The 22,570-nt window shown below is 72.6% G+C and carries 27 protein-coding genes; 15 read left to right on the top strand and 12 right to left on the bottom strand.

The features are described from left to right. Positions 1-130: 130 nt before the first annotated feature. From IM697_RS00440 to IM697_RS00430, 3 genes are all read right to left on the bottom strand, one after another. The gene (locus IM697_RS00440) at positions 131-901 is read right to left on the bottom strand and encodes a TIGR03943 family putative permease subunit (protein ID WP_194049525.1); all 771 of its coding nucleotides are present in this window, start codon (positions 899-901) and stop codon (positions 131-133) included. Then, on the bottom strand, positions 898-1,902 hold the full coding sequence (locus IM697_RS00435; RefSeq protein WP_194043580.1) for a permease: 1,005 nt from the start codon (positions 1,900-1,902) through the stop codon (positions 898-900). The genes IM697_RS00440 and IM697_RS00435 overlap by 4 nt, the downstream gene beginning before the upstream one ends. A 74-nt stretch (positions 1,903-1,976) precedes the next feature. Continuing rightward, on the bottom strand, positions 1,977-3,326 hold the full coding sequence (locus IM697_RS00430; protein ID WP_194043578.1) for a helix-turn-helix domain-containing protein: 1,350 nt from the start codon (positions 3,324-3,326) through the stop codon (positions 1,977-1,979). 98 nt (positions 3,327-3,424) lie between these two features. Between IM697_RS00430 and IM697_RS44425 the strand changes: the two genes are divergently transcribed. The 3 genes from IM697_RS44425 (at position 3,425) to IM697_RS00420 (ending at position 6,103) form a co-directional block, all read left to right on the top strand. Beyond that, positions 3,425-3,643 carry a hypothetical protein gene (locus IM697_RS44425; RefSeq protein WP_228044449.1) on the top strand — a complete coding sequence of 73 codons (219 nt, stop codon included), beginning with the start codon at positions 3,425-3,427 and terminating at the stop codon, positions 3,641-3,643. An 83-nt stretch (positions 3,644-3,726) separates the two neighbouring features. Continuing rightward, positions 3,727-4,971 carry a threonine--tRNA ligase gene (gene thrS, locus IM697_RS00425; protein ID WP_194043576.1) on the top strand — a complete coding sequence of 415 codons (1,245 nt, stop codon included), beginning with the start codon at positions 3,727-3,729 and terminating at the stop codon, positions 4,969-4,971. A gap of 160 nt (positions 4,972-5,131) precedes the next feature. Continuing rightward, entirely contained in the window at positions 5,132-6,103 is a 972-nt protein-coding gene (locus IM697_RS00420; RefSeq protein ID WP_194043574.1) for a nucleoside hydrolase, read from the top strand. Positions 6,104-6,107: 4 nt separating this feature from the next. Here the strand turns inward: IM697_RS00420 and IM697_RS00415 are convergent, their stop codons facing one another. After that, entirely contained in the window at positions 6,108-6,656 is a 549-nt protein-coding gene (locus IM697_RS00415; protein ID WP_194043572.1) for a DUF1062 domain-containing protein, read from the bottom strand. Between the two features lie 258 nt (positions 6,657-6,914). Further along, positions 6,915-7,847 carry an LAETG motif-containing sortase-dependent surface protein gene (locus tag IM697_RS00410; protein ID WP_194043570.1) on the bottom strand — a complete coding sequence of 311 codons (933 nt, stop codon included), beginning with the start codon at positions 7,845-7,847 and terminating at the stop codon, positions 6,915-6,917. Between the two features lie 222 nt (positions 7,848-8,069). Here IM697_RS00410 and IM697_RS00405 point away from each other — a divergent pair, with 222 nt between their 5' ends. Next, positions 8,070-9,764 (top strand): glycoside hydrolase family 13 protein, encoded by a 1,695-nt coding sequence (locus IM697_RS00405; protein ID WP_194043568.1) that lies wholly within the window; start codon positions 8,070-8,072, stop codon positions 9,762-9,764. 3 nt (positions 9,765-9,767) lie between these two features. Here the strand turns inward: IM697_RS00405 and IM697_RS00400 are convergent, their stop codons facing one another. Then, entirely contained in the window at positions 9,768-10,433 is a 666-nt protein-coding gene (locus tag IM697_RS00400; RefSeq protein ID WP_228044447.1) for a DUF4142 domain-containing protein, read from the bottom strand. Positions 10,434-10,555: 122 nt separating this feature from the next. Here IM697_RS00400 and IM697_RS00395 point away from each other — a divergent pair, with 122 nt between their 5' ends. After that, positions 10,556-10,834, top strand: coding sequence for a hypothetical protein (locus IM697_RS00395; protein ID WP_194043564.1), 279 nt, complete (start codon positions 10,556-10,558; stop codon positions 10,832-10,834). Positions 10,835-11,028: 194 nt separating this feature from the next. Continuing rightward, the gene (locus tag IM697_RS00390) at positions 11,029-11,826 is read left to right on the top strand and encodes an Ig-like domain-containing protein (RefSeq protein ID WP_194043562.1); all 798 of its coding nucleotides are present in this window, start codon (positions 11,029-11,031) and stop codon (positions 11,824-11,826) included. Here the strand turns inward: IM697_RS00390 and IM697_RS00385 are convergent. The 3 genes from IM697_RS00385 to IM697_RS00375 all read right to left on the bottom strand — a co-directional run bounded on the left by IM697_RS00385 (position 11,820) and on the right by IM697_RS00375 (position 13,288). After that, a complete protein-coding gene (locus IM697_RS00385) occupies positions 11,820-12,290 on the bottom strand; it encodes an FxLYD domain-containing protein (protein WP_194043560.1) in 471 nt (156 codons plus the stop codon). The genes IM697_RS00390 and IM697_RS00385 overlap by 7 nt on opposite strands. A gap of 95 nt (positions 12,291-12,385) precedes the next feature. Next, on the bottom strand, positions 12,386-12,754 hold the full coding sequence (locus IM697_RS00380; protein ID WP_194043558.1) for a DUF6479 family protein: 369 nt from the start codon (positions 12,752-12,754) through the stop codon (positions 12,386-12,388). A 69-nt stretch (positions 12,755-12,823) separates the two neighbouring features. Continuing rightward, positions 12,824-13,288 (bottom strand): VOC family protein, encoded by a 465-nt coding sequence (locus IM697_RS00375; protein WP_194043556.1) that lies wholly within the window; start codon positions 13,286-13,288, stop codon positions 12,824-12,826. 149 nt (positions 13,289-13,437) lie between these two features. Here IM697_RS00375 and IM697_RS00370 point away from each other — a divergent pair, with 149 nt between their 5' ends. The 5 genes from IM697_RS00370 to IM697_RS00350 all read left to right on the top strand — a co-directional run bounded on the left by IM697_RS00370 (position 13,438) and on the right by IM697_RS00350 (position 18,223). Then, a complete protein-coding gene (locus IM697_RS00370; protein ID WP_228044446.1) occupies positions 13,438-13,845 on the top strand; it encodes a hypothetical protein in 408 nt (135 codons plus the stop codon). Between the two features lie 385 nt (positions 13,846-14,230). Continuing rightward, on the top strand, positions 14,231-15,700 hold the full coding sequence (locus tag IM697_RS00365; RefSeq protein WP_194043554.1) for an asparagine synthase-related protein: 1,470 nt from the start codon (positions 14,231-14,233) through the stop codon (positions 15,698-15,700). 5 nt (positions 15,701-15,705) lie between these two features. After that, positions 15,706-15,978 (top strand): PqqD family protein, encoded by a 273-nt coding sequence (locus IM697_RS00360; RefSeq protein ID WP_194043548.1) that lies wholly within the window; start codon positions 15,706-15,708, stop codon positions 15,976-15,978. Continuing rightward, on the top strand, positions 15,975-16,475 hold the full coding sequence (locus IM697_RS00355; protein ID WP_194043547.1) for a lasso peptide biosynthesis B2 protein: 501 nt from the start codon (positions 15,975-15,977) through the stop codon (positions 16,473-16,475). The genes IM697_RS00360 and IM697_RS00355 overlap by 4 nt, the downstream gene beginning before the upstream one ends. Then, complete coding sequence (locus tag IM697_RS00350; protein WP_194043546.1) at positions 16,472-18,223, top strand: ABC transporter ATP-binding protein; 1,752 nt, start codon at positions 16,472-16,474, stop codon at positions 18,221-18,223. The genes IM697_RS00355 and IM697_RS00350 overlap by 4 nt, the downstream gene beginning before the upstream one ends. Before the next feature lie 37 nt (positions 18,224-18,260). On the opposite strand, the gene IM697_RS00345 is transcribed toward IM697_RS00350, so the two are convergent. Together IM697_RS00345 and IM697_RS00340 are read right to left on the bottom strand one after the other, a co-directional pair. Then, positions 18,261-18,905 carry a DUF305 domain-containing protein gene (locus IM697_RS00345; RefSeq protein ID WP_194043545.1) on the bottom strand — a complete coding sequence of 215 codons (645 nt, stop codon included), beginning with the start codon at positions 18,903-18,905 and terminating at the stop codon, positions 18,261-18,263. 111 nt (positions 18,906-19,016) lie between these two features. Next, positions 19,017-19,442 (bottom strand): DUF6153 family protein, encoded by a 426-nt coding sequence (locus IM697_RS00340; RefSeq protein WP_194043544.1) that lies wholly within the window; start codon positions 19,440-19,442, stop codon positions 19,017-19,019. A gap of 165 nt (positions 19,443-19,607) precedes the next feature. On the opposite strand from IM697_RS00340, the gene IM697_RS00335 reads away from it, so the two are divergent. The 4 genes from IM697_RS00335 (at position 19,608) to IM697_RS00320 (ending at position 21,654) form a co-directional block, all read left to right on the top strand. Then, a complete protein-coding gene (locus IM697_RS00335; RefSeq protein ID WP_194043543.1) occupies positions 19,608-19,991 on the top strand; it encodes a Tat pathway signal sequence domain protein in 384 nt (127 codons plus the stop codon). Next, positions 19,988-20,611, top strand: a complete 624-nt coding sequence (locus tag IM697_RS00330) for a class F sortase (protein WP_194043542.1) — start codon at positions 19,988-19,990, stop codon at positions 20,609-20,611. The genes IM697_RS00335 and IM697_RS00330 overlap by 4 nt, the downstream gene beginning before the upstream one ends. Before the next feature lie 76 nt (positions 20,612-20,687). Continuing rightward, entirely contained in the window at positions 20,688-21,179 is a 492-nt protein-coding gene (locus IM697_RS00325; protein ID WP_194043541.1) for an RNA polymerase sigma factor, read from the top strand. After that, positions 21,163-21,654 carry a hypothetical protein gene (locus IM697_RS00320; RefSeq protein ID WP_194043539.1) on the top strand — a complete coding sequence of 164 codons (492 nt, stop codon included), beginning with the start codon at positions 21,163-21,165 and terminating at the stop codon, positions 21,652-21,654. Before IM697_RS00325 ends, IM697_RS00320 begins: the two co-directional genes overlap by 17 nt. 13 nt (positions 21,655-21,667) lie before the next feature. On the opposite strand, the gene IM697_RS00315 is transcribed toward IM697_RS00320, so the two are convergent. Then, positions 21,668-22,456 carry an expansin EXLX1 family cellulose-binding protein gene (locus IM697_RS00315; protein ID WP_322734588.1) on the bottom strand — a complete coding sequence of 263 codons (789 nt, stop codon included), beginning with the start codon at positions 22,454-22,456 and terminating at the stop codon, positions 21,668-21,670. Positions 22,457-22,570 lie beyond the last annotated feature (114 nt).

The raw sequence follows: 22,570 nt of genomic DNA, 5'->3' as shown, positions 1-22,570 counted from the left end.
CGTCCACCGAAACCCGACGGCACCGCAGCGTCCCCCAAGGGGCGCGGGGCTGTATCGATATGCGGCTCCGCCGCGCGGGCGCGACCAGCCACGACGACGCGGCGGACGACCGACGACCCCGGCGCGGCACTCACCGCTTCTCGTACGGATTGGCCGGCTGCGCGACCCGACGCACCGCCCCCGCGTCCAGCACCGGCGGCCACGCCGCGTCGGTGCCGAGCCCTCCCTCGGGCCGCCAAGTACCGGTGACGGTGACCCACGCCTCGACCGGCGGAGCCGCCTCGCCCCGGATCTCGACCTTGCTGGTGGTGGCGTCGGCGGCGCAGCAGGCGATGAGGAGGCGGGTGACGTACCAGGTGCCGTCGTCGTCGCGGGTGACGAAGCCGGTCAGCCGGACGGTACGGCCCGACAGCGACCGTCCGCTGTCGTAGAGCGCCCGCGAGCCGAACTCGGCCAGCGTCAGCTCCACCGGGTTCCCGGCCGGCAGCGCGGGGAAGGTCCCGATGCCCTGCTCCGCACGCTGCTCCGCCTCGAGCTCGGCGCTGTAGGAGCCGAGGGCGGGGGGCGGGAAGAGCAGGAGGGCGAGGGCGGGAAGGGTGAGGAGCCAGGCGATTCGAGGGCTGTGGCCGTGGTCGTGACCGTGGTCGTGCCCGTCGTCCGTCTCCTCTTTCTCCCCCTCGTCCTCCTCGTCCTCCTCATCCTCCTCGTCCCCGTCCGTCCCCTCCCGCCGCCGTACGAGCGCCGCCACCGCCCCCAGCGCGACGAGCACGCACCCGGACACCACCAGATACGGCCGCAGCGCCGCCTGCACATACCGCAGGTACAGCTCGCTGAACAGCGATATCCGCAGGATCGCCGCGCCCGTCAGGAGCAGCAGTACCGTCGGCCCGTACCGCCTCACAGCAGCCACCACCCCACCAGCACGCTGCTCACCACGGCCACCACCCATGTCACGGACGAGAACCGGAGCGCGAAGGACCGCCCGAAGGTGCCCGCCTGGAGGGCGATCAGCTTCAGGTCCACCATCGGGCCGACCACCATGAACGCCAGCCGCGCGGTCGGCGAGAAGCCGCTGAGGGAGGCCGCGACGAAGGCGTCCGCCTCGCTGCACACGCACAGCACGACCGCCAGCAGCGCCAGCAGCAGCACCGACAGCCACACCGACCCGGTGAACAGGTCCAGCACCGACCGCGGCACGACGATGTTGAAGGTCGCCGCGGCCGCCGCACCCAGCACCAGGAAGCCGCCCGCGTGCAGGAAGTCGTGCTGCAGGCCGGCGGTGAAGGCGCGCAGGCCGGTGGCGGTCGGGTCGGCGTGCCGTCTGGGCGGCCGCAGCCACTGCTCGCGGCCGAAGCGGGCCCACAGCCAGCCCATCACCACGGCCGTGGACAGTGAGGCGACGAGCCGGGCGAGCACCATCTCGGGCTGCCCGGGAAAGGCGACGGACGTGGCGACCAGCACCACCGGGTTGATGGCGGGAGCGGACAGGAGGAAGGCGAGGGCGGCCGCGGGCGCGACCCCGCGGCGCATCAGGCTGCCGGCCACGGGCACGGACGCGCACTCGCAGCCCGGCAGGACGACACCGGCCGCCCCGGCGACGGGCACGGCGAGGGCCTGGTTGCGCGGCAGCAGCCTGCTGAAGACCTTCTCCGGCACGAAGGCCCCGATCGCCGCCGAGACGACGGTGCCCAGCAGCAGGAAGGGCACGCCCTGCACCGCGATCGCCGTGAACACGGTCCACCAGGCGGCGACGGGCGGGGTGTAGAGGTCGAGGGCGAGCATGGGCCCGAGGACGGAGGCGACGGTGGCGATGGCGATGAGCGCGGCGCCGCCGAGCACGGTGTACACGAGCGTGCGTATGCCGAGCCGCAGTCCGTCGACCACGGTCCGCTGGTTCTCCACCGTGCCTGTCCCCACCCTGTTCGAATAGCTCTGCGAAGGCTAACCGGTCGCGGCTGTGCGCAGGCTCGGGTTCCTCACAGAGGAGGCTGTGCGGGTGCGGGACCCAGGGTGGTGGTGCCGGGGGCCGTACGGTGCCCGAGCCCCGTCCGGTACGCGTCCAGCGCCGCCTCCACCCGGCCGCCGCGGCGCAGCAGGTCGCCCAGCAGCCGGCACAGGTCGGCCAGGTCACCGGCCGCGCCCGCGCGCTCCAGCAGGCTCAGGGCGCGGACGTAGTGCTCCTCGGCGGCCTCGGTGTCACGGGCGTCCTCGGCGATGATGCCGAGGAGGCGGTGGGCGGCGGCCGAGTGCAGCGCGCCGCGTTCCGGGCTGAGGTCGCTGAGCACCTCGTGCAGTAAGCCGGCCGCCTCCTGCGACTTGCCGCGCCGGTGCAGTACGTCGGCCAGCTCGACGGCGACCTGGCTGGTGTAGAGGGCGGCGCGCCTGGCGGTGAGCATGGTCTGCGCCTCGCGCAGCTCGGCCTCGGCGCGCTCCAGGTCGCCGTTCTGGGCGTAGACGTAGCCGCGCATCCAGTGGCAGTTGGCGAGTTCGGTACGGATCTGCAGGTGCCGGTACAGCTCGGCGGCCTTGGCGAGGGAGGCGTCGGCCTCGGCGATACGGCCCTCGGCGAGCAGGGTGCGGGCGACGGACCGGTGCATCCGGGCGACCAGGGCCGGGTCGCCGGCCTGCGGGGCGAGGGCGAGGGCGTACTCGGCGGCCTGGGCGGCGCGGGCGTGGGCGCCCATGTCCATGTAGGGGCCGATGACGCTGGCGTAGAGCAGCAGCAGGGCGTCGGGGTCGTGCAGTCCGCCGCGATTGAGCTCGTCGAGGGTGGTTTCGAGGAGGTAGACGGCGTACCGCAGCTCACCGGCGAGGTAGTGGGACACGGCCCGCCCGCGCAGCGCCGGGACGCGGGCGGGCAGTGGCGCGTCGGCGTCGGCGAGTACCTGCTCGGCGTGCTCGAAGTGGCGCCGGGCGGCGGTGAGTTCACCGGCGTCGATCCCGCACTCGCCGAGCCCGAGCAGCGCGGCGGCCCGCTCCTCGGCGAACCCGTGCGCGTCCGCCTCCGCGAGCAGCACCGTGTACTGCGCCACGGCGGCCTCGGCGTCGCCGGTGGCGAGAACGCGCTGGGCCTCGGTCAGTCTGAGCCGCAGATCCGTGACGAGATGCGCGGGCCGCCCGGTCGCGAGTTCCTCGAAGGCGACGCCGAGCCGCTCGGCGATGTGCCGCAGCGCGTCGTCGGAGGCGCGGACGCGGCCGGCCTCCAGGGTGGAGATATAGGCGGGGGTGTAGGCCGGTTCCGCCAACTGCCGCTGCGTCAGCCCGCGATCGGCCCGCAACTGCTGCACTCTTCGCCCGATCGTCCCCGGGTCGTCACGGTCCGACATTGCTCAACTCCCCCTGGCGCCCTTGCCGTTCGAGTCCAACAGCCCTAGGTTAAACCGCGTATTAAGCGTGGTTAACCCAATGCTGTTGCGAGGTCGCCGTGCAGGAACGCACCAGCACCGCCGGACGCTACACCCGAGGCGTCGCCGCCGCGGTGGTCGCCGTGGCCACGTTGATCCTGGCGGCGAACGCGGGCCCGGCACGGGCAGCGGGTGAAATCACCGGGACATCGTCACCCACCCCCTGTTACGGTCCCCCCATGCAGCGCGCCGATCCGTCTCTGACGACGACGCCGGACCCCGTCCCGGCGCCGCGCTGACAGCTGAGCGAATCACCAAGCCCCGGGGCGAGTGCCCCGGGGCTTCGTCGTGGGTGCTCGTCCGTTCATCCGGAGGAGTAGCCATGAACGACCGGTACGACCACCGCCGACTCGGCCGCGAGCTCGACCTCTTCGACACCGATCCCCTGATGGGCGCGGGCCTGCCGTACTGGCTGCCGGACGGGGCGATCGTCCGGCATGTGCTGGAGGAGTACATCCGGGAAGCGGAACGCGAGGCCGGGTACCGGCACGTGTACTCGCCCGTGCTCGGCAAGCGCGAGCTGTACGAGATCTCCGGGCACTGGGACCACTACAGCGACGACATGTTCCCCCCGATGGAGCTGGGCGCCGAACAGGTCGTCCTGCGTCCGAGCCTGTGCCCGCACCACGCCCTGATCTACCGTTCCCGGTCCCACAGCTACCGCGAGCTGCCCTTGCGCATGGCCGAGCTGGGCGGCATGTACCGGTCCGAGCTGTCGGGGGTCCTGGGCGGACTCACCCGGGTCCGGGCGATCCACCTCAACGACGCCCATGTCTTCTGCACCCTCGACCAGGCGGTCGACGAGGCCCGCGCCGCCCTGAAACTCATCGCCCGCGCTTACGCCGATCTGGGGATCAAGGCCGTACGCCACCGTCTCTCCCTGCCCTGCGGGGGCGGCGGCCGGGGCAAGTACGTCGCCGATCCCGAGCTGTGGCGCCGCGCGATCGCGCTGCTCAGGGAGGTCCTGGACGGCTCCGGCATCCCGTATGAGGCGGTCGAGGGCGAGGCCGCGTTCTACGGCCCCAAGATCGACGTCCAGATCGCCGACCCGGCGGGCCGTGAGGCGACCCTGTCCACCGTCCAGATCGACTTCCACCAGCCAGAACGCTTCGACCTGCACTACATCGGCCCCGACGGAGCCAAGCACCGCCCGGTCATGGTGCACCGCAGCGTCATCGGCAGCGTCGAGCGGGCCGTGGCGCATCTCATCGAGCAGCACGGCGGCGCCTTCCCGGTCTGGCTGGCGCCCGTGCAGCTGCTGATCCTGCCGGTGGCGCAGGCCCAGCGGGGACCGGCCGAGAAACTGCTGCACCGAGCCCGCCGAATGGGTGTGCGCGCGGAACTCGCCGGCCCCGAGCACGGCAGCCTGGGCGCCCGCGTCCGCGCGGCACGCCTCGTGCCGTACCAGGCGGTCATCGGGGAGCGGGAGGCGGAGGCGGACGGCGGGCCCGCGGCCGTACGGCTGCGGGACGGGCGCAGGCCGGGGGCCGTACCGGGAGCGGAACTGGTGGCCCGGATCGCGGCCAGGTCAGCGGCGCGCGCCCCAGAACTCTGGGACGCCCCGTGACACGCACACGCCACTCCAGGGCGCAAAAAGACGCCGCATGGCGTCGCCGCGAGCACATGACCGCACGGCGACGCCATACGACGACGCACTCCACCTACAGCACACCGTAAGGTCGCTCTCGTAGAGCCCGCCACCGCACCCGCGACGAGGGGAGCCCGCCGTGACGCACGTCGGCCGGTCCATTCCGGTGATCATCGACTGCGACACCGGCGTCGACGACGCGCTGGCCCTGCTGTTCGCCGTACGCCATCCGGGGCTCGACGTGCGCGCGGTCACCTGTGTGGCCGGGAACACCGACGTGGACGGCGTCGTACGCAACACCCTGACCGTGCTGGAGCAGGCCGGGGCCCCCGAGATCCCCGTCGCCCGGGGCGCCGGCCGGCCGCTGATCGAGCCCGCGCGCTCGGCACGCCATGTGCACGGCGAGGACGGCATGGGCGACATCGGCCTGCCCGCCCCGCGGCGCGCCCCCGTCGACGTGGACGCGGTGACGCTGCTGCGCCGCGAGATCCTCGCCTCCCCGCGCCCGGTGACGCTGATCCCCACCGCGCCCCTCACCAACATCGCCCTGCTGCTGCGCAGCCACCCCGAGGTGACCCGCAACATCGAGCGGATCGTCTTCATGGGCGGCGCGGTGGCCTGCGGAAACGCCACGCCGGTCGCGGAGTTCAACATCTGGCACGACCCGGAGGCGGCCGCGATCCTGCTCACCGCGGGGGTGCCCCTCACCATGTACGGCCTGGACGTCTTCCAGCAGGTCGTGGTGGACGGCACGGACGTACGACGCCTGCGCGCGAGCGCGGACCCCGGCACCCGTCTCGCCGGCGAACTGCTGGCCCACCGCCCCGCCGCACCGGACATCACCCCCGACCCCGAGGCCGGCGGCATCGGCGACGCGGGCGCGGTCTGCGCGGTCGTGGACCCGGCGGGCATCACCACCAGCCTCCTCCCCGTCGAGGTCTCCCTGGCCCCCGGCCCGACCCGCGGCCAGACGATCGTCGACCGCCGCCTGCGCCACGGCGAGTCCGAACTCCACACCGGCACCAGCGAACGGCCCCTGGTGGACGTGGCGTTGGACGTGGACGTGGCCCGCTTCGTGAAGCTGTACCTGACCACGGTGGAAGGCGCCTGACCGCTCAGCGCTTGAGGGTGAAGGTGAAGTCGTCGCACAGCCTGCCGCTCAGTCGGACGGCCGAGACGAGTCTTCCCTCCGTGATCAGTCGCTCGACCTCGGCCCGTGGGAGACCGCAGCCTTCGGCGACCAGTCGCACCGGCCGGACGGGGATCCGCGCCGCGAAGCGGACCGAGACGTCGATCACCTCGCGGTCCAGGTGATCCGCGCCGCCGGTGTCGAGGCGCCAGGCGTCGTCCCAGTCGAGGGCGATGCGATTGCGGCGGAGAACGACCGGATCCTGGAGCAGCTCCGCTGTCAGGCCGGGGTCGTTGTCATGGAGCCGGTCCAGCAACTCGGGTCGTATGGAGCGCACGTTCGTCCGCTCCAGGAGCGTGAGTTTCGCCGTCTCGCCGCAGGCGGTGCAGAGCACCAGGAGCCAGGCGTCGATGAGCTTGTGGTGTGCGTTGACGCGGAATTTGCCGCTGGCCTGGAAGCGCTCGGACGCGCACGTGCGGCAACGGCGGAGGACGAGCGGAAGGCAGGTGGGCGTGACCACCCAGTTTTCGAGCACAGGAGTACACCGGTTTCAGTGAGAAGTCCGCAGCAGAAAGCAGCGCGGCGCAGAGGCGCGACGCGCGACCGATCAGCACTCGGGAGGTCTCACACGGTGTACAAGGGCACGTCCTTCGCTGGATGACTTGGCTCGGCAGCACGGTAAAGGCGCAACACGGCGCGGTTCCACCGGTTTTCGGGCGCCCCGACCGGCGGGCGAACGGGAGGGGCCCGGGGTGATCACCCACCCCGGGCCCCTCCGTGTGCCGGCTGTCGATCAGGAACGTGCCGTACGGCGTCGCTTCGACGCCACCACGAACGCCGCACCGCCCGCCATCAGCACCACCGCGCCGATCGCGATCGGGCCGGTCGCGCTGCTGCCACCGGTCTTGGCGAGGTCGCCGCCGCCGTTGGGGGAGGGCGCCGGGGCCGATGTCGAGTCGGAGGGCTCCGGGGTCGGGGTCTCGGTCGACGGGGTCTCGGAGGCCGGCGGCGTCGTCTCCTCCGCCGGGGTCGACGGCTCCTCGGACGGCGGCTCGGACGGCTCGGCCGGCGGTGTGGTCGGGGGCTCCTCGGTCGCCGGGGGCGGCGTCGTGCAGTCCTTCGTGCCGCCGTTCCAGGCCGCGATCAGCTTGTCCTTGATGACCGGGCGGTCCGGGCCCTTGGGCAGGTCGCCATGTTCGAAGCCGTCGTCGGCGTCGAGCTTGCCGTCGAACTTCACCGCGCCCCGGTACAGGTCGATCTGCCCGAAGCAGCCCGCGTCGGGCACGGCGATGTCGAGGGTGTCGGTGCCGCCCGGCTTGACCGTGACGGTGTCGAAGTCGACGAAGACCTGCTCGCCGGAGGTGGCGAAGGTCGGCCCGTGGGCGAGGTAGGAGGCGAGCGAGGCGGTGCAGGTCGCGGCGTCGGCGGCGGCGCGGACCGAGATGTGGACCTTGCCGTCGTCGGTGACCTTCAGGTTCTGGTCGTCGACCTTGACCGAGTCGTAGAAGTTCTTGCCGTCGAGCGAGAACTGGCAGCGGTCGGTGGCCGTTTCGGTGCCCGCGCCGGTGCCGGGCTGATAGCTGCCGCCGGACTTCCAGCCGTCGCCGCCGTGCGAGCCGGTGGCCCAGGCGCCGGAGGCGGAGGCGACGGTGGCCGCGCACAGGGCGAGCGATGCGGCGCCCGTCCCCAGCAGGCGTCGCGCGATGACACGTCTCGCTATGGACATGCGTATCCCATCTGGCGTGTGCATGTGCGGGGGGACGCAACACCCCCATGGTCTAAAACACCGGGCGCGTTGGTCACTTCCGCCACAGTGTGAGCACATGGTGGGTCTCCCGGCAGAACGCTGTCAACCTGCGGTAACGCCTTGCCGGTTCAGTCGTCATCACAATTTCGCCACACCGGGAATCAACCACTCCGGTCACCTCAGACGTTCACCTTTCCGGCGATGTGGACAGAGTTCGTAGCGAAGACCACGCACCGAAGAGGAGCCCGCGTGTCCGACCTCTCCTCCAGCAACCCCGACTGGTGGCGCCAGGCCGTCATCTACCAGGTCTATCCGCGCAGTTTCGCCGACGCCGACGGCGACGGGCTGGGCGACCTCAAGGGCGTCGCCCAGCGCCTGCACCACCTGGCCGCCCTCGGCGTGGACGCCCTGTGGCTCAGCCCCTTCTACCCCTCCGAACTGGCCGACGGCGGCTACGACGTCGCCGACTACCGCGACGTCGACCCGCGCCTGGGCACCCTCGACGACTTCGACGCCATGGCCGCCGAGGCCCACCGCCTCGGCCTGAAGGTCATCGTCGACCTGGTCCCCAACCACACCTCCCACCGGCACGTCTGGTTCCAGGAGGCGCTGCGCTCCGCCCCCGGCTCCGCCGCCCGCGAGCGCTACGTCTTCCGCGACGGCCGCGGCCCGCACGGCGAACTGCCGCCCACCGACTGGCAGTCCGTCTTCGGCGGCAGCGCCTGGCGGCGCGTCCCCGACGGCCAGTGGTACCTGCACCTGTTCACTCCCGAGCAGCCCGACCTGAACTGGGAGAACGAGGAGGTCCGCGCCGACTTCCGCACCACCCTGCGCTTCTGGTCCGACCGCGGTGTCGACGGCTTCCGCGTCGACGTGGCCCACGCCCTCGCCAAGGACCTCGGCGAACCGCTGCGCGATCTCGGCGCCCCGGAGCTGAGCGGCGAGGACTCCCTCCCGCGCTTCCCGCCCGGCACCCACCCCTTCTACGACCGCGACGAGGTCCACGAGATCTACCGCGACTGGCGCAAGGTCCTCGACGCCTACCGCCCGCCCCGCATGGCGGTCGCCGAAGCCTGGGTGAACCCCAGCTCCCGCCGCGCCCTGTACGCCCGCCCGGACGAACTCGGCCAGGCCTTCAACTTCGAGTATCTGCAGGCGGGTTGGGACGCCGGCGAACTGCAGCAGATCATCGCCGACTCCCTCGCCACGGCCCGCGCGGCGGGCGCCTCCGCCACCTGGGTGCTGTCCAACCACGACGTCGTACGCCACACCTCCCGACTGATGCTCCCGCCCGGCACCGACGTGGACGCCTGGCTGCTGTCCGGCGGCCACGCCCCGGCCGTCGACGAGTCGGCCGGCCTGCGCCGCGCCCGCGCCGCGACCCTGCTCATGCTGGCGCTGCCCGGTTCGTCGTACGTCTACCAGGGCGAGGAACTCGGTCTCCCCGAGGTCGCCGACCTCCCCTTCGAGGTCCTCCAGGACCCCGTCTGGGAACAGACGGGCCGTGTCCGCAAGGGCCGCGACGGCTGCCGGGTGCCGCTGCCGTGGACGACGACCGGTCCGTCGTACGGCTTCGGCGCGGGCGGCTCCTGGCTGCCGCAGCCGTCGGCCTTCGCGCGGTACGCCGTCGAGGCCCAGGACGGTGTGGAGGGCTCGACCCTGGAGTTCTACCGCAGGGCCCTGCGGATTCGGCGCAAGCTGCTTCAGGGGGAGGAGCTGCGATGGGCGCCGGACAGCCCGCCCGGAGTGCTGCACTTCGCGCGCTCGGACGGCTGGCGGTGCCTGGCCAACCTCTCCGGCGCGGCGGTGGCGCTGCCGCCCGGAGAGGTGCTGATCAGCAGCGGGCCGCTGGAGGACGGCCGGCTGGGCCCGGACACCACGGTCTGGCTGGCGTGACGCTCACCCGGCTGTCGGGCTCGCCGACCCGCTCGCCCGTGGTGTGAGGGCGACGACCGGCGAGCCCGGCGCCGGGGGCGGCGGGGTCAGGGCCGGGTCGGAGGGCCGCGGCGAGGACGTCACCTGGACGTTGGCCTGGGTGAAGTCGACCAGGCCGGTCTTCTCCAGCACCGTGATGTGATCCAGCACGGTGTCGTTGGCCTGGTCGGCCAGGGCGCGGATCAGCGAGTTCCTTGTGGTGGCGCGGATGCTCGCGATCGTGGGGAAGATCTGGGCGTGCGTCATGCGCAGGATGTTGGCCATGTCGGTGTCGAACTGCCGGCCGGCGTCGGCGTTCAACTGGTCCACGAAGCCCCGCTGCTGGGACGAGGGCTGGTTGGGCAGCGTGATGCCCAACTGCCCGGCGACCCTGCGGCAGGCGGCGTCGAGCGAGGCGTGGCCGTCGATCAGATGCTCCCCGGCGATCCTGACCGGCTTCGTCGTGCCCTTCTCCAACGCCATCCGTCCCACCGGGTACTCCCACAGCCCCGCCGCCCGCACCTTGACCACGAAGTCCCGGTCGGCCTCCGTCAGCGGTCCGGTCGGCGTGGTGTCGATGATCCGGGCGGGCGCGTTGCCGACCGTGTTGACTCCGAGCATGGCGGGATAGACGAGCGAGCCGATGGTCATGGCGAGCGCACCCCCCACGAAGAGAGTTCCCGCCGCTTTCCGTGAAACGAGCACCGTGTCTCCTGTACAGGTCCGTGCCCCCGCACGTACGGGAGTACGAATGCGAGAGCCCGGGAAACCTTTTGACTTGGTATGGGCTCGGTAAAGCCCTGCCTCAGCGCCCGGCGGACCGGGCGCGCAGCGGGGTGGAGGAGCTGCGGGACCGGTACGGACCGCCCGCCGGCACCCCGTGGACCGAGCTCCAGACCGACACGTACGACAGGGCCTGGCGCACCTGGCGCGACCTCGCTCTCGCGGTCCAGACGGCGATCACCGAGTACGCGAGGGACCAGGGGGCGGCGCGCAGTCAGGTCGAGGCGGATGTGAAGGGGACGGCCCGGCATCCGGGGGCGGACGGGTGACGGTGGCCGCTTCGGTCGGGTGTGCGTCGGCCGGCGGTTGTGCCGTCCAGGCAACTCAGGGGCGCCCGGACGGGTGGTACGCGCCGACCCGTCGGCCCGTACGGCCGAACAGTGCGCGTCATCGGCGGGTCCGGGCGTGAGAATCGCAGGCGGGGGTGGGGTGCCGCCGACGTGTGTGAGGAGCTCCGCCGACGATGAGCAGGTCCCGCGGGTGTTGGAGGACAACGGTGCTCGGTGCGCTCGCCGCGGCGGGCGCGCTGGTCGTGCCGGGGATGCCGGGCGCCGCGGCGTACGGCGTTCAGGGCACGTCGGCTCCGGTCGGCGGTGATCTGTGGGCGTACGCGACGATCGAGCCGGGTCGGGAGGGGGTCGTCCAGGTCGGCGGCTATGACGGGGAGCCGCTGGGCGCCGGATCGGCGTTGACCTTGACGGCGCCGGCGAGGACGAAGGTGACGGGTGTGCCGTTCACCGGGCTCGGGTACCGGGGATCGGTGACGGCGGGCGGGGCCAGCGCGACGTACACCTTCGAGGGCGCCGCCGCGCCGAGGGAGGAGCCGCCGGCCGCGTGGAAGGGCCGTACCTTCCCCTTCCATCTGTCGGTCCTCCCGGACGCGGAACCCGGCACCCGGCTTCCCGACTGCACCCTGGCCCTGAGGGACGCGAAGGGCGCCGTGCGCCAGCGAGGTACCTGCACCGTGACGGTCGGCCTGCCCGCTCCCGTCCTGTCCCGGCCCGCCTCGGGCGTCCCGCTCGACGCGCTGCCGGAGACGTCCGGCACGGCCTATCCCGGCGCCCAGGTCACGGTCCTCGACGCCCTGGAGGAAGAGGTCTGCGCGACGGCGGCGGCCCCCGACGGCACCTGGTCCTGCGCCCCGGCCCGCGCCCTCCCGCCCGGCGTGGGCCGCCTCCAGGCGACGGCGACCCTGAACGGCGTCAGCGCGACGAGCGAGCAGATCGACATCATGGTGACCGGCCCGGCGGCGCCTCAGTAGCGCACCGCCCGTGCCACCTCCGCCCGCACGTCCCCGCCCAGGTCGCGGGTGCTGCGTGCGGTGTCCTTCCCGGTCTCACCCGCCGCCACGTCCGAGACGGTCACCACGGTCGCGTCGAGGAGATTGCCGTTCTCGTCCCGGAAGTTGATCTGGACGGCGAAGGACCTGGTCGCGTCGGTGGTGTTCGCCGCGGTGACCTCCACCTCGGCACGGCCGTCGGAAGCGGTCGTGGGGTCGCCGAGGCGCACCGCGTCCTTGGCGTCGATGCCGCCCTTGATGTCGTCGAGCTGCCGCCCCGCCTCCGCCGTCGCCGAGGCGAAGGCCGACGCCGCCTTGCTGGCCGCCGAGGAGACCGAGGACGGGGTGTCCTCGTCCGAGCAGGAGGTCAGGGCGGGGACGGCCAGGACGGCGGCCGTCGTCAGGGCGAGGGCGGTAGTGCTCCAGCGGGGGCGATGACCGGGCATACGGCGCTCCAAGGGATGCGTTTCGGTCTCTTCAGTGAAGATCCGCACCGCCGGCCCCGCACTCCGGACGTCACCCGATCGGCCCGGTCCGGACGCTAAGAGTGCCCCAGTCCGCCCCCGCCGAAGGATCCGCTCTTGCCGGGCAGCCAGCGCCTGCGGTGCTGGTCCTCGCTGCGTTTGCTGCCGGCGTGGTGCAGCTCGTGCGGCAGGAGGCGTTCCCTGCCCGTCGAGTGCGGCACCTCGTCGGGCTCCCGCAGTTCCCGTTCCTCGTGCACCGCACCGGTGTCGGGAAGGTGCGGCTGTTCGCCGACCGTGGGCCGTGGCAGCTCCCGGTCACGGACCCGCATGCCGAACTGCACCGCCCAGATCAGTGCGCCGGCGATGACCATTCCACCCACAAAGGCGGCGATCACGTTGAGTACTTCGCTCGACGTGGCCGCTAGTTCAAACGTCGCGGTACTCATGCTCCCAATTATCACCGAAACGGACGAATAAGCTCCCGTGAGGACGGCCGGTTCCGCGGCCGCAGGGGTCTACGCGCGTCCGGTCGCCCGGGCGTCGCCGCCGTCGTCCCCGCCCTCCCCGCCCAGCTCCGTGAACAGCGTCAGCTGAAGGGCGCCGGGTGCCTCCAGGCGGGCGTTGAGGGAGTTCCACGGTGTGCGGGTGGGCGCCGCCAGGACCTCGGCGCCGGCCGCCGCCAGCCTTGCCGTGGCCGCCGTGGAGTCGTCCACCTGGAAGGCGACCCGGACGTGCCCCGCCACCCGTCGGCCGACCTCCACCTCGTCGATGAACTCCGCGTGGTTCGGATCGGTCAGTTCCAGCGTGGCCCGGCCCGCCTCGAGGATGGTGACCCGGCCGTCGGGCGAGGAGAACGCGGCGCGCTCGGGGAGGCCGAGCACATCCCGGTAGAAGCGCAGCGCCGCGTCGTAGTCGTCCGCCGTGACCACGAGGCGGAGCTCGTGTACGGGGGCGGTGGGTTCGGCCGGTGCGTCGGACATGGTCGGCTCCTCCTCGGCGGTCGGGCGGCCACATGGCCGGGCCGCCGTGAGGGGTGAACCCGGGTGCCCGGGGCCGTGATTCCCGCCGTGCCGGGTCACCCCGCCTCGCCCCTCCGGCGGAGCCGGCCGCATGGTGACAGTCGAGCCTGATGAGCGGCAACCGCATCGTCGGCAACCGGGTCTTCGCCACCAACCGGCTCCTGCCCGACGGCGGCGGCATCTATCTGCGCGGCGAGCAGGGCACGTCGTACGCGAACGGCGCGGTCGTCAGCGGCAACGCGGTCACCGACAGCGCCCACGGCAGCTGGAACGTCGGCATCTACACCGACGACAGCAGCAGGTGGATCACCGTGCGCGGCAACGCCGTCCACGACTACCGCGCCTCGATCGGCGGATGCAGCGAGGAGTGGGGCAACCGCCCCGTGCGCAACGTCCGTTTCCACGGCAACTTCTGGGACGACACCGTCCCCGACTGGCTGCCCCGCCGGGATCACCCCGGCGGCTGGCCGCCCGCCCCGGCTGCGCGGCGATCGTGGACCGGGTCGGCCCACATTTAATCGGACGCGCAGTGGCTGGAAGTGAAATTCTGGGTACTCCGTAATAGATTACTCATGAGGGAAAGAAGGTGAAGAACATGCTGAGGTACACGGCCCCCACAGTCGTCCGACTAGGACGCATCGAGGACCTCACCGGCCAGCTGCGCCGCGGTGTTCCTGACCTCCTCGGCCACGGCAACATCCTGTGACAGAAGGCCAGTTCGGCCCCTCACCCGCTGAGATCGGTGGGCGGGGAGGGGCCGTCACATCCGACGGTTATTTGTCGCTTCAATGGTTGACCCGGCGATTTGTTTTCACCGGTCACCCCGTATTCAGTCCATCGCTGGAATTCGTCCAGAGAATTTACGACGTCACCTCCGCCGGGCAATTCGAAATAGCCGCGCGTATGCTCGGATCGCTCCCCCCGGAGCTCTCCGGATGCGTCGCCACCCCGCAGCGGATCCTGATATTCCGCGGCCTGTGCAGCCCCGACCAGATCTTCCACCGCAGGAGCGGCGGGCACCTCTCCTGGTCCACCGATCCCAGGGACCTCCTGCACGGCCGCCTCCCGGACTTCGACGGCGAGACGCTCTGGCGCAGCTGCCGCGGCGAGGACGTCTTCGTCTACCCGGACCTCGGACCGCTGCTGCACCCCGGCCAGTTCATCGTCCTCGGCCCCCGCTCCACCCGCACCGCGACCTACGACCGCGTGACCCCGCTCGACCTGCCCCGCCGCACCCCCCTGCGCGAGTACGCCCGCCTCACCTACGACCTGCTGCGCGAGGAGACCCGCCGCTGGGCCGACGCCGGCCGCGTCGGCATCCTCCTGTCCGGCGGCGTCGACTCGGCCACCGTCCTCGCGGCGCTCACCGAGCACGGCGCGGACGTCACGGCGTACCACATGGGCACCGACGACCCCGCGGCCGACGAGTCCGGGTACGCCCGCCAGGTGTGCCGGCACCTCGACGTGCCCCTGGTCACCGTCGCGCGCGTCACGGACGACGAGGACTACTTCGCGACGGCCCGCGATCTGCCCCACCCCTTCAACCACGTCTGGCTGCGCACCCTGGAGCGCCTCGCCGACCGCATCGCGGCCGACGGGGTGCGGGTGGTGGTGTCCGGCCTGGAGGGGGACATGCTCTTCGGGCCGCTGCGCTACGGGCTGCACGACATCCTCGCCGCGGACGTGCCGGCGCACGAGAAGGCGTGGATGCTGCGCGGGCTGCTCGGCACCCGCTGGGAGCTGAGCCGGCTGCTGCGCAGCGCCCGGCCGTCGTACTCCCTGTACGCGGACCCCGAGGCGATCGCCGAGACGGAACTCGGCAGCGACTTCCTCGTCCCGCACCCGGACGCCGCCCCCGAGTCGTACGACCTGGACTTCGCGCCCCAGGAGCACACCCTCAACCTGGCCCTGTGGCGGCCACGCGGCATCCACCTCGCCAAACCGCTCGGCGCCCGGCCGCTGCGCCGCCTCGCCGCCCGGCTGCCCGACGCCTATCGCCTCATCCCGCACGCCGGGCGCACCATCGACAAACCGGTGCTGCGGCTGGCCGCCGCGCACCGGCTGCCGCCGGACGTCCGGCGGCACTACGGGCGGACCTGGCTGGGCGCCCCCGACGAGACCTGGTGCCTGCGCCACCCCGACGCGCTCGCCCGCGTCCTCGCCGCCCCCGACGCCAGGCTGACCGCCCTGGGCGTCGTCGACCCGCGGCGGCTCGCCGAGGTGCTCGCCGACCCGCGGGCGCTGCGCCGCAACGCCGAGAACCTGATCTGCTCCGCCATGGTCGAGCTCTTCCTGCGCGACCTGGAAAGCAACCTCGAAAGCAAACCCGAAGCACGACTTCGGCCGAACGGTACGGCCGACGACCGGAGGTGACCGTCATGCCGCTGCTCCGCCTCACCGACCAGACCGTCTTCGACCCCGCCGACGGCAGCGGACTGCTGCTGGACGGCGCGGAAGGCACGTACTACGAGCTGAACCCCGTGGCCACGCTCATGCTCCAGGCCGCCCTCGAGTACGACACCACCGACGAGGCCGTACGCCACCTCGGCGAGCGCATCGACGCCACCGACACGGTGCTGCGGGAGGGCCTGAGCAGCCTGACCGGCACGCTCACCGAGTCCCACCTCGCCGAACCGGCGCCCTCGCCATGAGGAGCCCCAGCCCCACCGCCGACTGGGAGTCCCTGCTCTGGGACCCCGGCCCGGCGGCGCACCGCCCGCCCCGGCGGGCACGACTGCTCGCCGCCGCCCGCACCGTCCGGGCCGCCCGGCTGCTCAGGCGCCGCGGCTGGCCCGAGGCCCAGCGCTATCTGCGCACCCTGCGGCCCACCGTGCGCCGGCGGACCGAACCGGCGGAGGCGATCGGCCTCGCCCGCCGCGAGGCGCCGGCCTGCCTGACCGCCCTGCGGCTGGCCGACCCCGAGGCGCTGTGCCTGGCCCGCTCCTACGCCCTCGCCGTGCACCTCACCACGCTCGGCCTGCCGGTCGAGGTCGTCGTCGCGCGGCAGCGCTCGTCGATCGGCGGGCGCTTCGCGTGCCACGCCTGGGCGGAGCTGCACGGGGAGGTCCTCGCGGACATCCCGGGGGTGCGCACCGGGTTCACGGTGCTGCAGCGGTTCGGTTCCGAGCATGTGCGGAGCGCCGGATGACCGACATACGGCCCCGCAGCGGCCCGCAGGAGATCCGCCGGCTGCTGCACGGCCACGGCCGCCGCGTCACGGTGGCCGCCTCGCTGGCCTTGACCGGCTCCGCGCTCGCCCTCGCCCAGCCGCTGGTGGTCAAACGGGTCATCGAGGCGGCCGGCGAGGGCGCGCCGACCGGCGGGCCCATCGGGCTGCTGATCGCCCTCTTCCTCGCCCAGGCCGCCGTGCAGGGCGTGGCCCGCTACGCGCTGGCCCGGACCGGGGAGGGCGTCGTCCTGGGCCTGCGCCTCGACCTGATCGCCCATCTCCTGCGGCTGCCCATGCGGACGTACGACCGGCGCCGCACCGGCGACCTGATCGCCAGGACCAGCGCCGACAGCACCGCCCTGCGGCTGCTGGTCTCCGAGGGCTTCACGGACGCGGTCACCGGCACCATCGGCCTGGTCGGGGTCGTCGCGCTGATGGTGTGGCTGGACTGGGTGCTGTTCCTGCTGGTGCTGGCCGTGATCGCGGTCGGCTCGGTGGCGGTGGCGTCGGTGCTGCGCGGCATCGAACGGGCCTCGCTGCACGCCCAGCGGGCCACCGGCGCGATGACGGCCGAGCTGGAGCGGGCCCTGGGCGCCATCCGCACCGTGCGCGCCAGCCGCGCCGAGGAGCGCGAGACGCTGCGCATCGGGGCCGAGGCGCGGTCGGCGTACACCCAGAGCGTGCGGGTCGGGGCCCTGGACGCGGTGGTGGCCCCGGCGGTCATGCTCACCATCAACGGCTCGTTCCTGCTCGTACTGCTGGTCGGCGGCGCGCGGGCGGCCGGCCGGGACGGCTCGGCGGCCTCGGTCGCCGAACTCGCCGCGTTCCTCCTCTACATGCTGTATCTGATGGCCCCCGTCGCGGCCGTCTTCCAGGCACTGAGCACCATGCGCCAGGGCCTGGGCGCGCTGCGGCGCATCACCGAGGTCCTGGACCTCCCGCCCGAACCCGGACCGGAACCGCTCCCGACGCCCTGCACACCGGCCGCCGCCACCCCCGTACTGGAATTCCGCGACGTCCGCTTCGGCTACGACCCGGCCCGCCCGGTCCTGAACGACGTCTCCTTCACCGTCCCCCGGCACGCCCACATCGCCCTGATCGGCAGCTCAGGCGCCGGAAAGTCCACGATCTTCGCGCTGGCCGAGCGCTTCTACGACCCCGACGCCGGCCGCGTCCTGTTCGAGGGCCGGGACGTGCGCACCCTGGACCGGGCCGCACACCGCGCCCGGATCGGCCTGGTGGAGCAGCACGCGCCGGTGCTGTACGGCACCCTGCGCGAGAACCTCCTGTACGCCGCGCCCGACGCGGACCCGGCCGACCTGGACCGGGCGATCGAGCTGGCGCAGCTCACCGAGATCGTCGCCCGCTCACCGCACGGACTGGACACGGAGGCGGGCGAACGGGGCATGTCCCTCTCCGGCGGCGAACGCCAGCGCATCGCCCTGGCCCGCGCCCTGCTCACCCACCCCGCGCTGCTGCTCCTCGACGAGCCGACGGCCCATCTGGACGCGGCCAACGAGGCGGCGCTGCGCCGCTCGATCCGCCGGATCACCGAGGAGTGCGCCCTGCTGGTCATCGCCCACCGGCACTCCACGATCCGTGCCGCCGACGCCGTCGTGGTCCTGGACGCCGGCCGGATCACCGCCACCGGCACCCACGACGAACTGCTGGCGAGCAGCGAGCACTACCGCCGGCTGTCCCAGACCGGGGTGGCGGCGCACCGGTGAACGGCGGTGGGTCGTGCCCCACCGCCGCCCCGGAGCGTCAGCCCTTGCCGAGGAGCTTGTTCATCTCCTTGATCTCGGCGGTCTGGGCGGTGATGACGGCGTCGGCGAGCTGGGTCGCCGGGCCGTACTCACCCTTCTCCTTCTCGGTGGTGGCCATCTCCACGGCGCCTTCGTGGTGCTCGACCATCATGGTCAGGAACATGGTGTCGAAGCCCTTGCCGGACGCCTTCATCAGCTCGTCCATGTCCTTGGTGTCCATCATTCCGGGCATGTCGTCGCCGGAGTGACCGCCGCCGTGGTCCATGCCGGGCATGGACGAGGGCACGTCCTCACCCCACGCCTTCAGCCAGCCGGACATGGTCTGGATCTCCGGGTCCTGGGCCTTCTCGATACGGGAGGCCAGGTCCTTGACCTCGGCCGAGGAAGCCTGAGTCGCGGCCATCTTCGCCATCTGAAGGGCCTGCTGGTGGTGCGGGATCATGCCCTGCGTGAAGGTGACGTCCTGGTCGTTGTGCGCGCCTGCGGCGTCGGCGCTCGCGGAGGACGAGGCGGACGCGCCGGAGGCGGTGTCCTCGCCGCTGGCGCTGCCGCTGTCGCCGCCGCACGCGGCGAGGACGAGGGCGGCGGCGGTGGCCGTCGTGGCCAGGGCGGCGCGACGGACGAGGGTACGGGTACTGCTCATGCTGAGAACTCCTGCGGTGTACGTGGGCTGCCGCGCCCTCGGCGGGGCGTGGCACGGACATGGCTGGGTGCCGTACGCCCCGGTGGTGAGGGGGGACGGCTCGGCCTTGTCCTACGTCCGCAGGATCTGGAGTTCGGCGAGTGAGGGAGGCGCGCGCCCGCCCTCGGGAGCGAGGGCCGGGTCGGGGCGGTCGAGGCCGCCCGAGACGGCACCTCCGACGGGATCGAGCGCCAGGGCCGGCAGTACGGGCCCCGCGCCGACGGCACCGGACGCACAGGTCGGATCGGCGTGCTGGACGTGCCCGCCGTCCGTGCTGCCGCCGTCGCAGACGGATTCGGCGCTCATGACCGGCGTATGGGCGCTCATGGCCCGCGCATGGGAGTGCGGGGAGTGGTGCGGGGCACCGGCGACCGCGTTCACGGACCCGAGCGCGTGCATCCCGAACAGCCCCGCGAGCAGCCCGAGCAGCAGAAACGTGCGCCACGGCCCCGGAACGGGGAGCTGCGGCGCACGGTGGTGCTGTGCACGGGCTGTCACGCCCTCATCGTACGTACCCGGGGCCGAACCGACTCAGGCGACGTGCCTTTGCCATCTCTTTGCAACCGGCCCCGCCCCCGGCTCGTCTCTCCGCTCGACCCGTCACACCAGCCCGCCGCGTACGGATACGGCCGTACCGGCGGCGCGACGAAAGAGAGCGAGCCCATGCGCCGAACCATCCTCAGCGCCCTGGCCCTGACCTGCACCGCCCTCCTGGCAGGCGCCGCCCCCGCCCTCGCCGACTCCACCGCCCCGACCCCGGTCCCCAGCCCGACGAGCGTCCCCTCGGCCTCGGCCGCCCCGACCCCGTCCGCCGAACCGACCGAGGCCCCCTCCTCCGCCTCCACGGCTCCGTCGCCCGTGCCGACGCAGGTACCCGACGGCGGCCAGGTCTCCGTCGTACCGTCCGGCGCACCCGACACCGGCGTGACCGCCTCGGACTCCGGGACCCAGCCGGGCGCCCTGATCGGCGGGGGCGCGGCCGCGCTGCTGGTCGCGGGCGGCGCGGCGACGTTCGTCGTACGACGGCGCCGGGCGAACAGGGCATGACGGCGCTCACCAGGCGCGCGTTCGCCGCAGGGGCGATGGCGTCGCTGCTGGTGGGATGCGGCGGCCAGGGCGAGGGGAAGACGCCGGCCGCGGGCGTGGACTCCCGCCGCCCGAGAGGGAGGGCGGGCGACGGCTCCTCGTCCTCGTCCGCGAACTCGGCGCGAGCACTGGGCCGTTCGACCCCCGTCCGCCTCCGGATCCCGGCGATCGACGTCGACACCCCGGTCATCCGCCTCGGCCTGGCGGCGGACGGCACGGTCCAGGTGCCGCCCATCACGGCCGACGACCGTGCGGGCTGGTACCGGCACTCACCGACGCCGGGCCAGGTGGGCCCGTCGGTGATCCTCGGCCATGTCACGGTGGGCGCGTTCGGGGACGGTGTCTTCCGCCGCCTGCCGGAGCTGCGGCGCGGTGACCGGATCGTGGCCCGCAGGGAGGACGGCACGTCGGCGGAGTTCGCGGTGAGCGCCGTACGGACGGTGGCGAAGGCGGACTTCCCGGCGGAGGAGGTCTACGGGGACGTGGACCGCCCGGAGCTGCGCCTGATCACGTGCGGGGGTCCGCGCACGGGAGACGAGTACCGGGACAACGTGATCGTGTTCGCGACACTGACGTCTTAACTGCTGACCCACAAGTACCGCACAGGCCCCCTCCCGACCATCACCACCCGCACGACCCTCACGACCATGGAGAGCGTTGAAACGGTCCCGCGACACGGCAGCGTCCGAACTGTTCGCCGCCCTGTACCCACGCCTGGCCGGCTGGTGCCGCCGTCTCGTCGACGACGACGAGACGGCGCACGAGATCGCGTCGGAGGCCTTCACCAGGCTGTGGGCCCGCTGGAGCCGGGTCGAGGAACCGCGCGGCTTTCTCTACGTCACGGCGGCGAACCTCGTGCGCGACCACTGGCGCAAGCTGGAGCGCGAACGCAAGGCGATGCGCCGGGCCACGACGGAGGCCGCGATGAACGCCCACACGGAACAGTCGGACCCGTCGGTCCGCCTCCTGGTCCAGTCCCTCCCCGAACGCCTGCGCGTCCCGATCCTCCTCCACTACTACGCTGACATGCCGATCCGGGAGGTGTCCGTGCTGACCGGACGCAAGGAAGGGACCGTCAAGGCCGACCTCCACGCGGCCCGCGAACTGCTGCGCGTCCACCTGAGGAGAAGCCTTGACCACACGCTTTGACGAAGGCGACCTCAACGGCCCGGAGTTCGCCCCCGACGACCCCCTGGCGGTCATCCTCCGCCCACCCGCGGAGCACCTCGCCCCACCCCCCGGCCACTACGAGACACTCCGCCGCAAGGCGTCCCGCCGACGACTGGTGCGTACGGCGACGGGACTGGCCGCGACCTGCGCGACGGCCCTCCTGATCGCCCTCCCCTTCACGACGGACCAGTCGAAGACCCCGACACCCCCGCTGGCACCGCCCCCGACGAGCGACCGCACGCCCCCGCCCCCGACCCGGCCTTCGAGCCCCACCCCCACTCCTTCGGCCCTCCCGCCCCAGACATCGTCGCCGACACCGACGACCCCACCCGGCACGACGGCACCGGTGCCCACGAGGAACCCCACGGCAGCGGTCCCCACGAATGAACCGTCGGCGTCGGCGACGGAGACATCGGGGGTGGCACCGTCGCCGAGTCCGAGCGAAGGACCGTGACGAAGCCACGCCGTCAGCGTGCTGCGAACTGGAACCGGGTCGGCTGCAGGGCGTCCGGTCGTATCGCGAGCCCCTCGATCGTCAGGGTCTCTCCGTAAATGTCCGTGAGCCTGATCGCGGCGCCGCAGCCTTCGCCCTGCTCGGAGAGGAAGTAGTTGTACTCGGTGCGAGGGAGCTGTCGCCAGCCGTTGCTCGTCCTCAACTCCAGGCGGGCCAAGGGGTTTCTGTGGTCCACCGCCTGGATGCCGCACCAGTGCGGGCTGGAGCCCGTCTTGTAGCGGACCGAGATCTTGTCCGGGATCGCCGGGCTCAGCAGGGTCCAGGTGATGGGGATGCGGCCCGCCGAAGGGGCGGCGAGTTTCGCGAAGGCCTGGGCGCTCAGGTCGAGTTGGCCGGGGGCGCAGGGGAGGGGGCATTCGTTGGTGATGCGGACCGTCACCGAGGCGCCGTTCCGCGCTCGGACCTGGACGTAGGCGCCGCAGGCCTTCGAGGTCTCGTAGTCCGTGTGGTTCATGGCCGCCGTCATGACGTCGGTGGTCGGGCCGTAGAGGCAGGCTCCGTTGCCGTCCGCGGCGTCGTAGAAGGTGGCTATTCCTTCGTACGTTGTCCCGGGGCGGATTCTCCCTGCCAGTGGGGCCGAAGCCGATGCCCGTTGTGGGGGTGGTGCGGCGGTCGGAGTGGCCGTCGTGGGTGATGGGCTGGAGGGCTTCGGTTTTGGCTTGGGTTTCGGCTTCTGTGTTGGGGTCGGCGTTGGTTTGGGGGTGGGGCTTGTGCTCGCCGGGGTCGACCGGGCGTTGGTCACCGGCCCGGTCGTGGTCTCGGTTGCCTTGGGCTCGGGCTCGGGGCGGAACGCTATGAGCAGGGATACGGCCACCGCCACCGTCGCCACTATCGCGGCGGGGACGAGGTACGTGCG

Source organism: Streptomyces ferrugineus, from assembly GCF_015160855.1.
GTDB classification, from domain to species: Bacteria; Actinomycetota; Actinomycetes; order Streptomycetales; family Streptomycetaceae; genus Streptomyces; species Streptomyces ferrugineus.
This window is presented reverse-complemented; position numbering and strand designations above follow the sequence as displayed.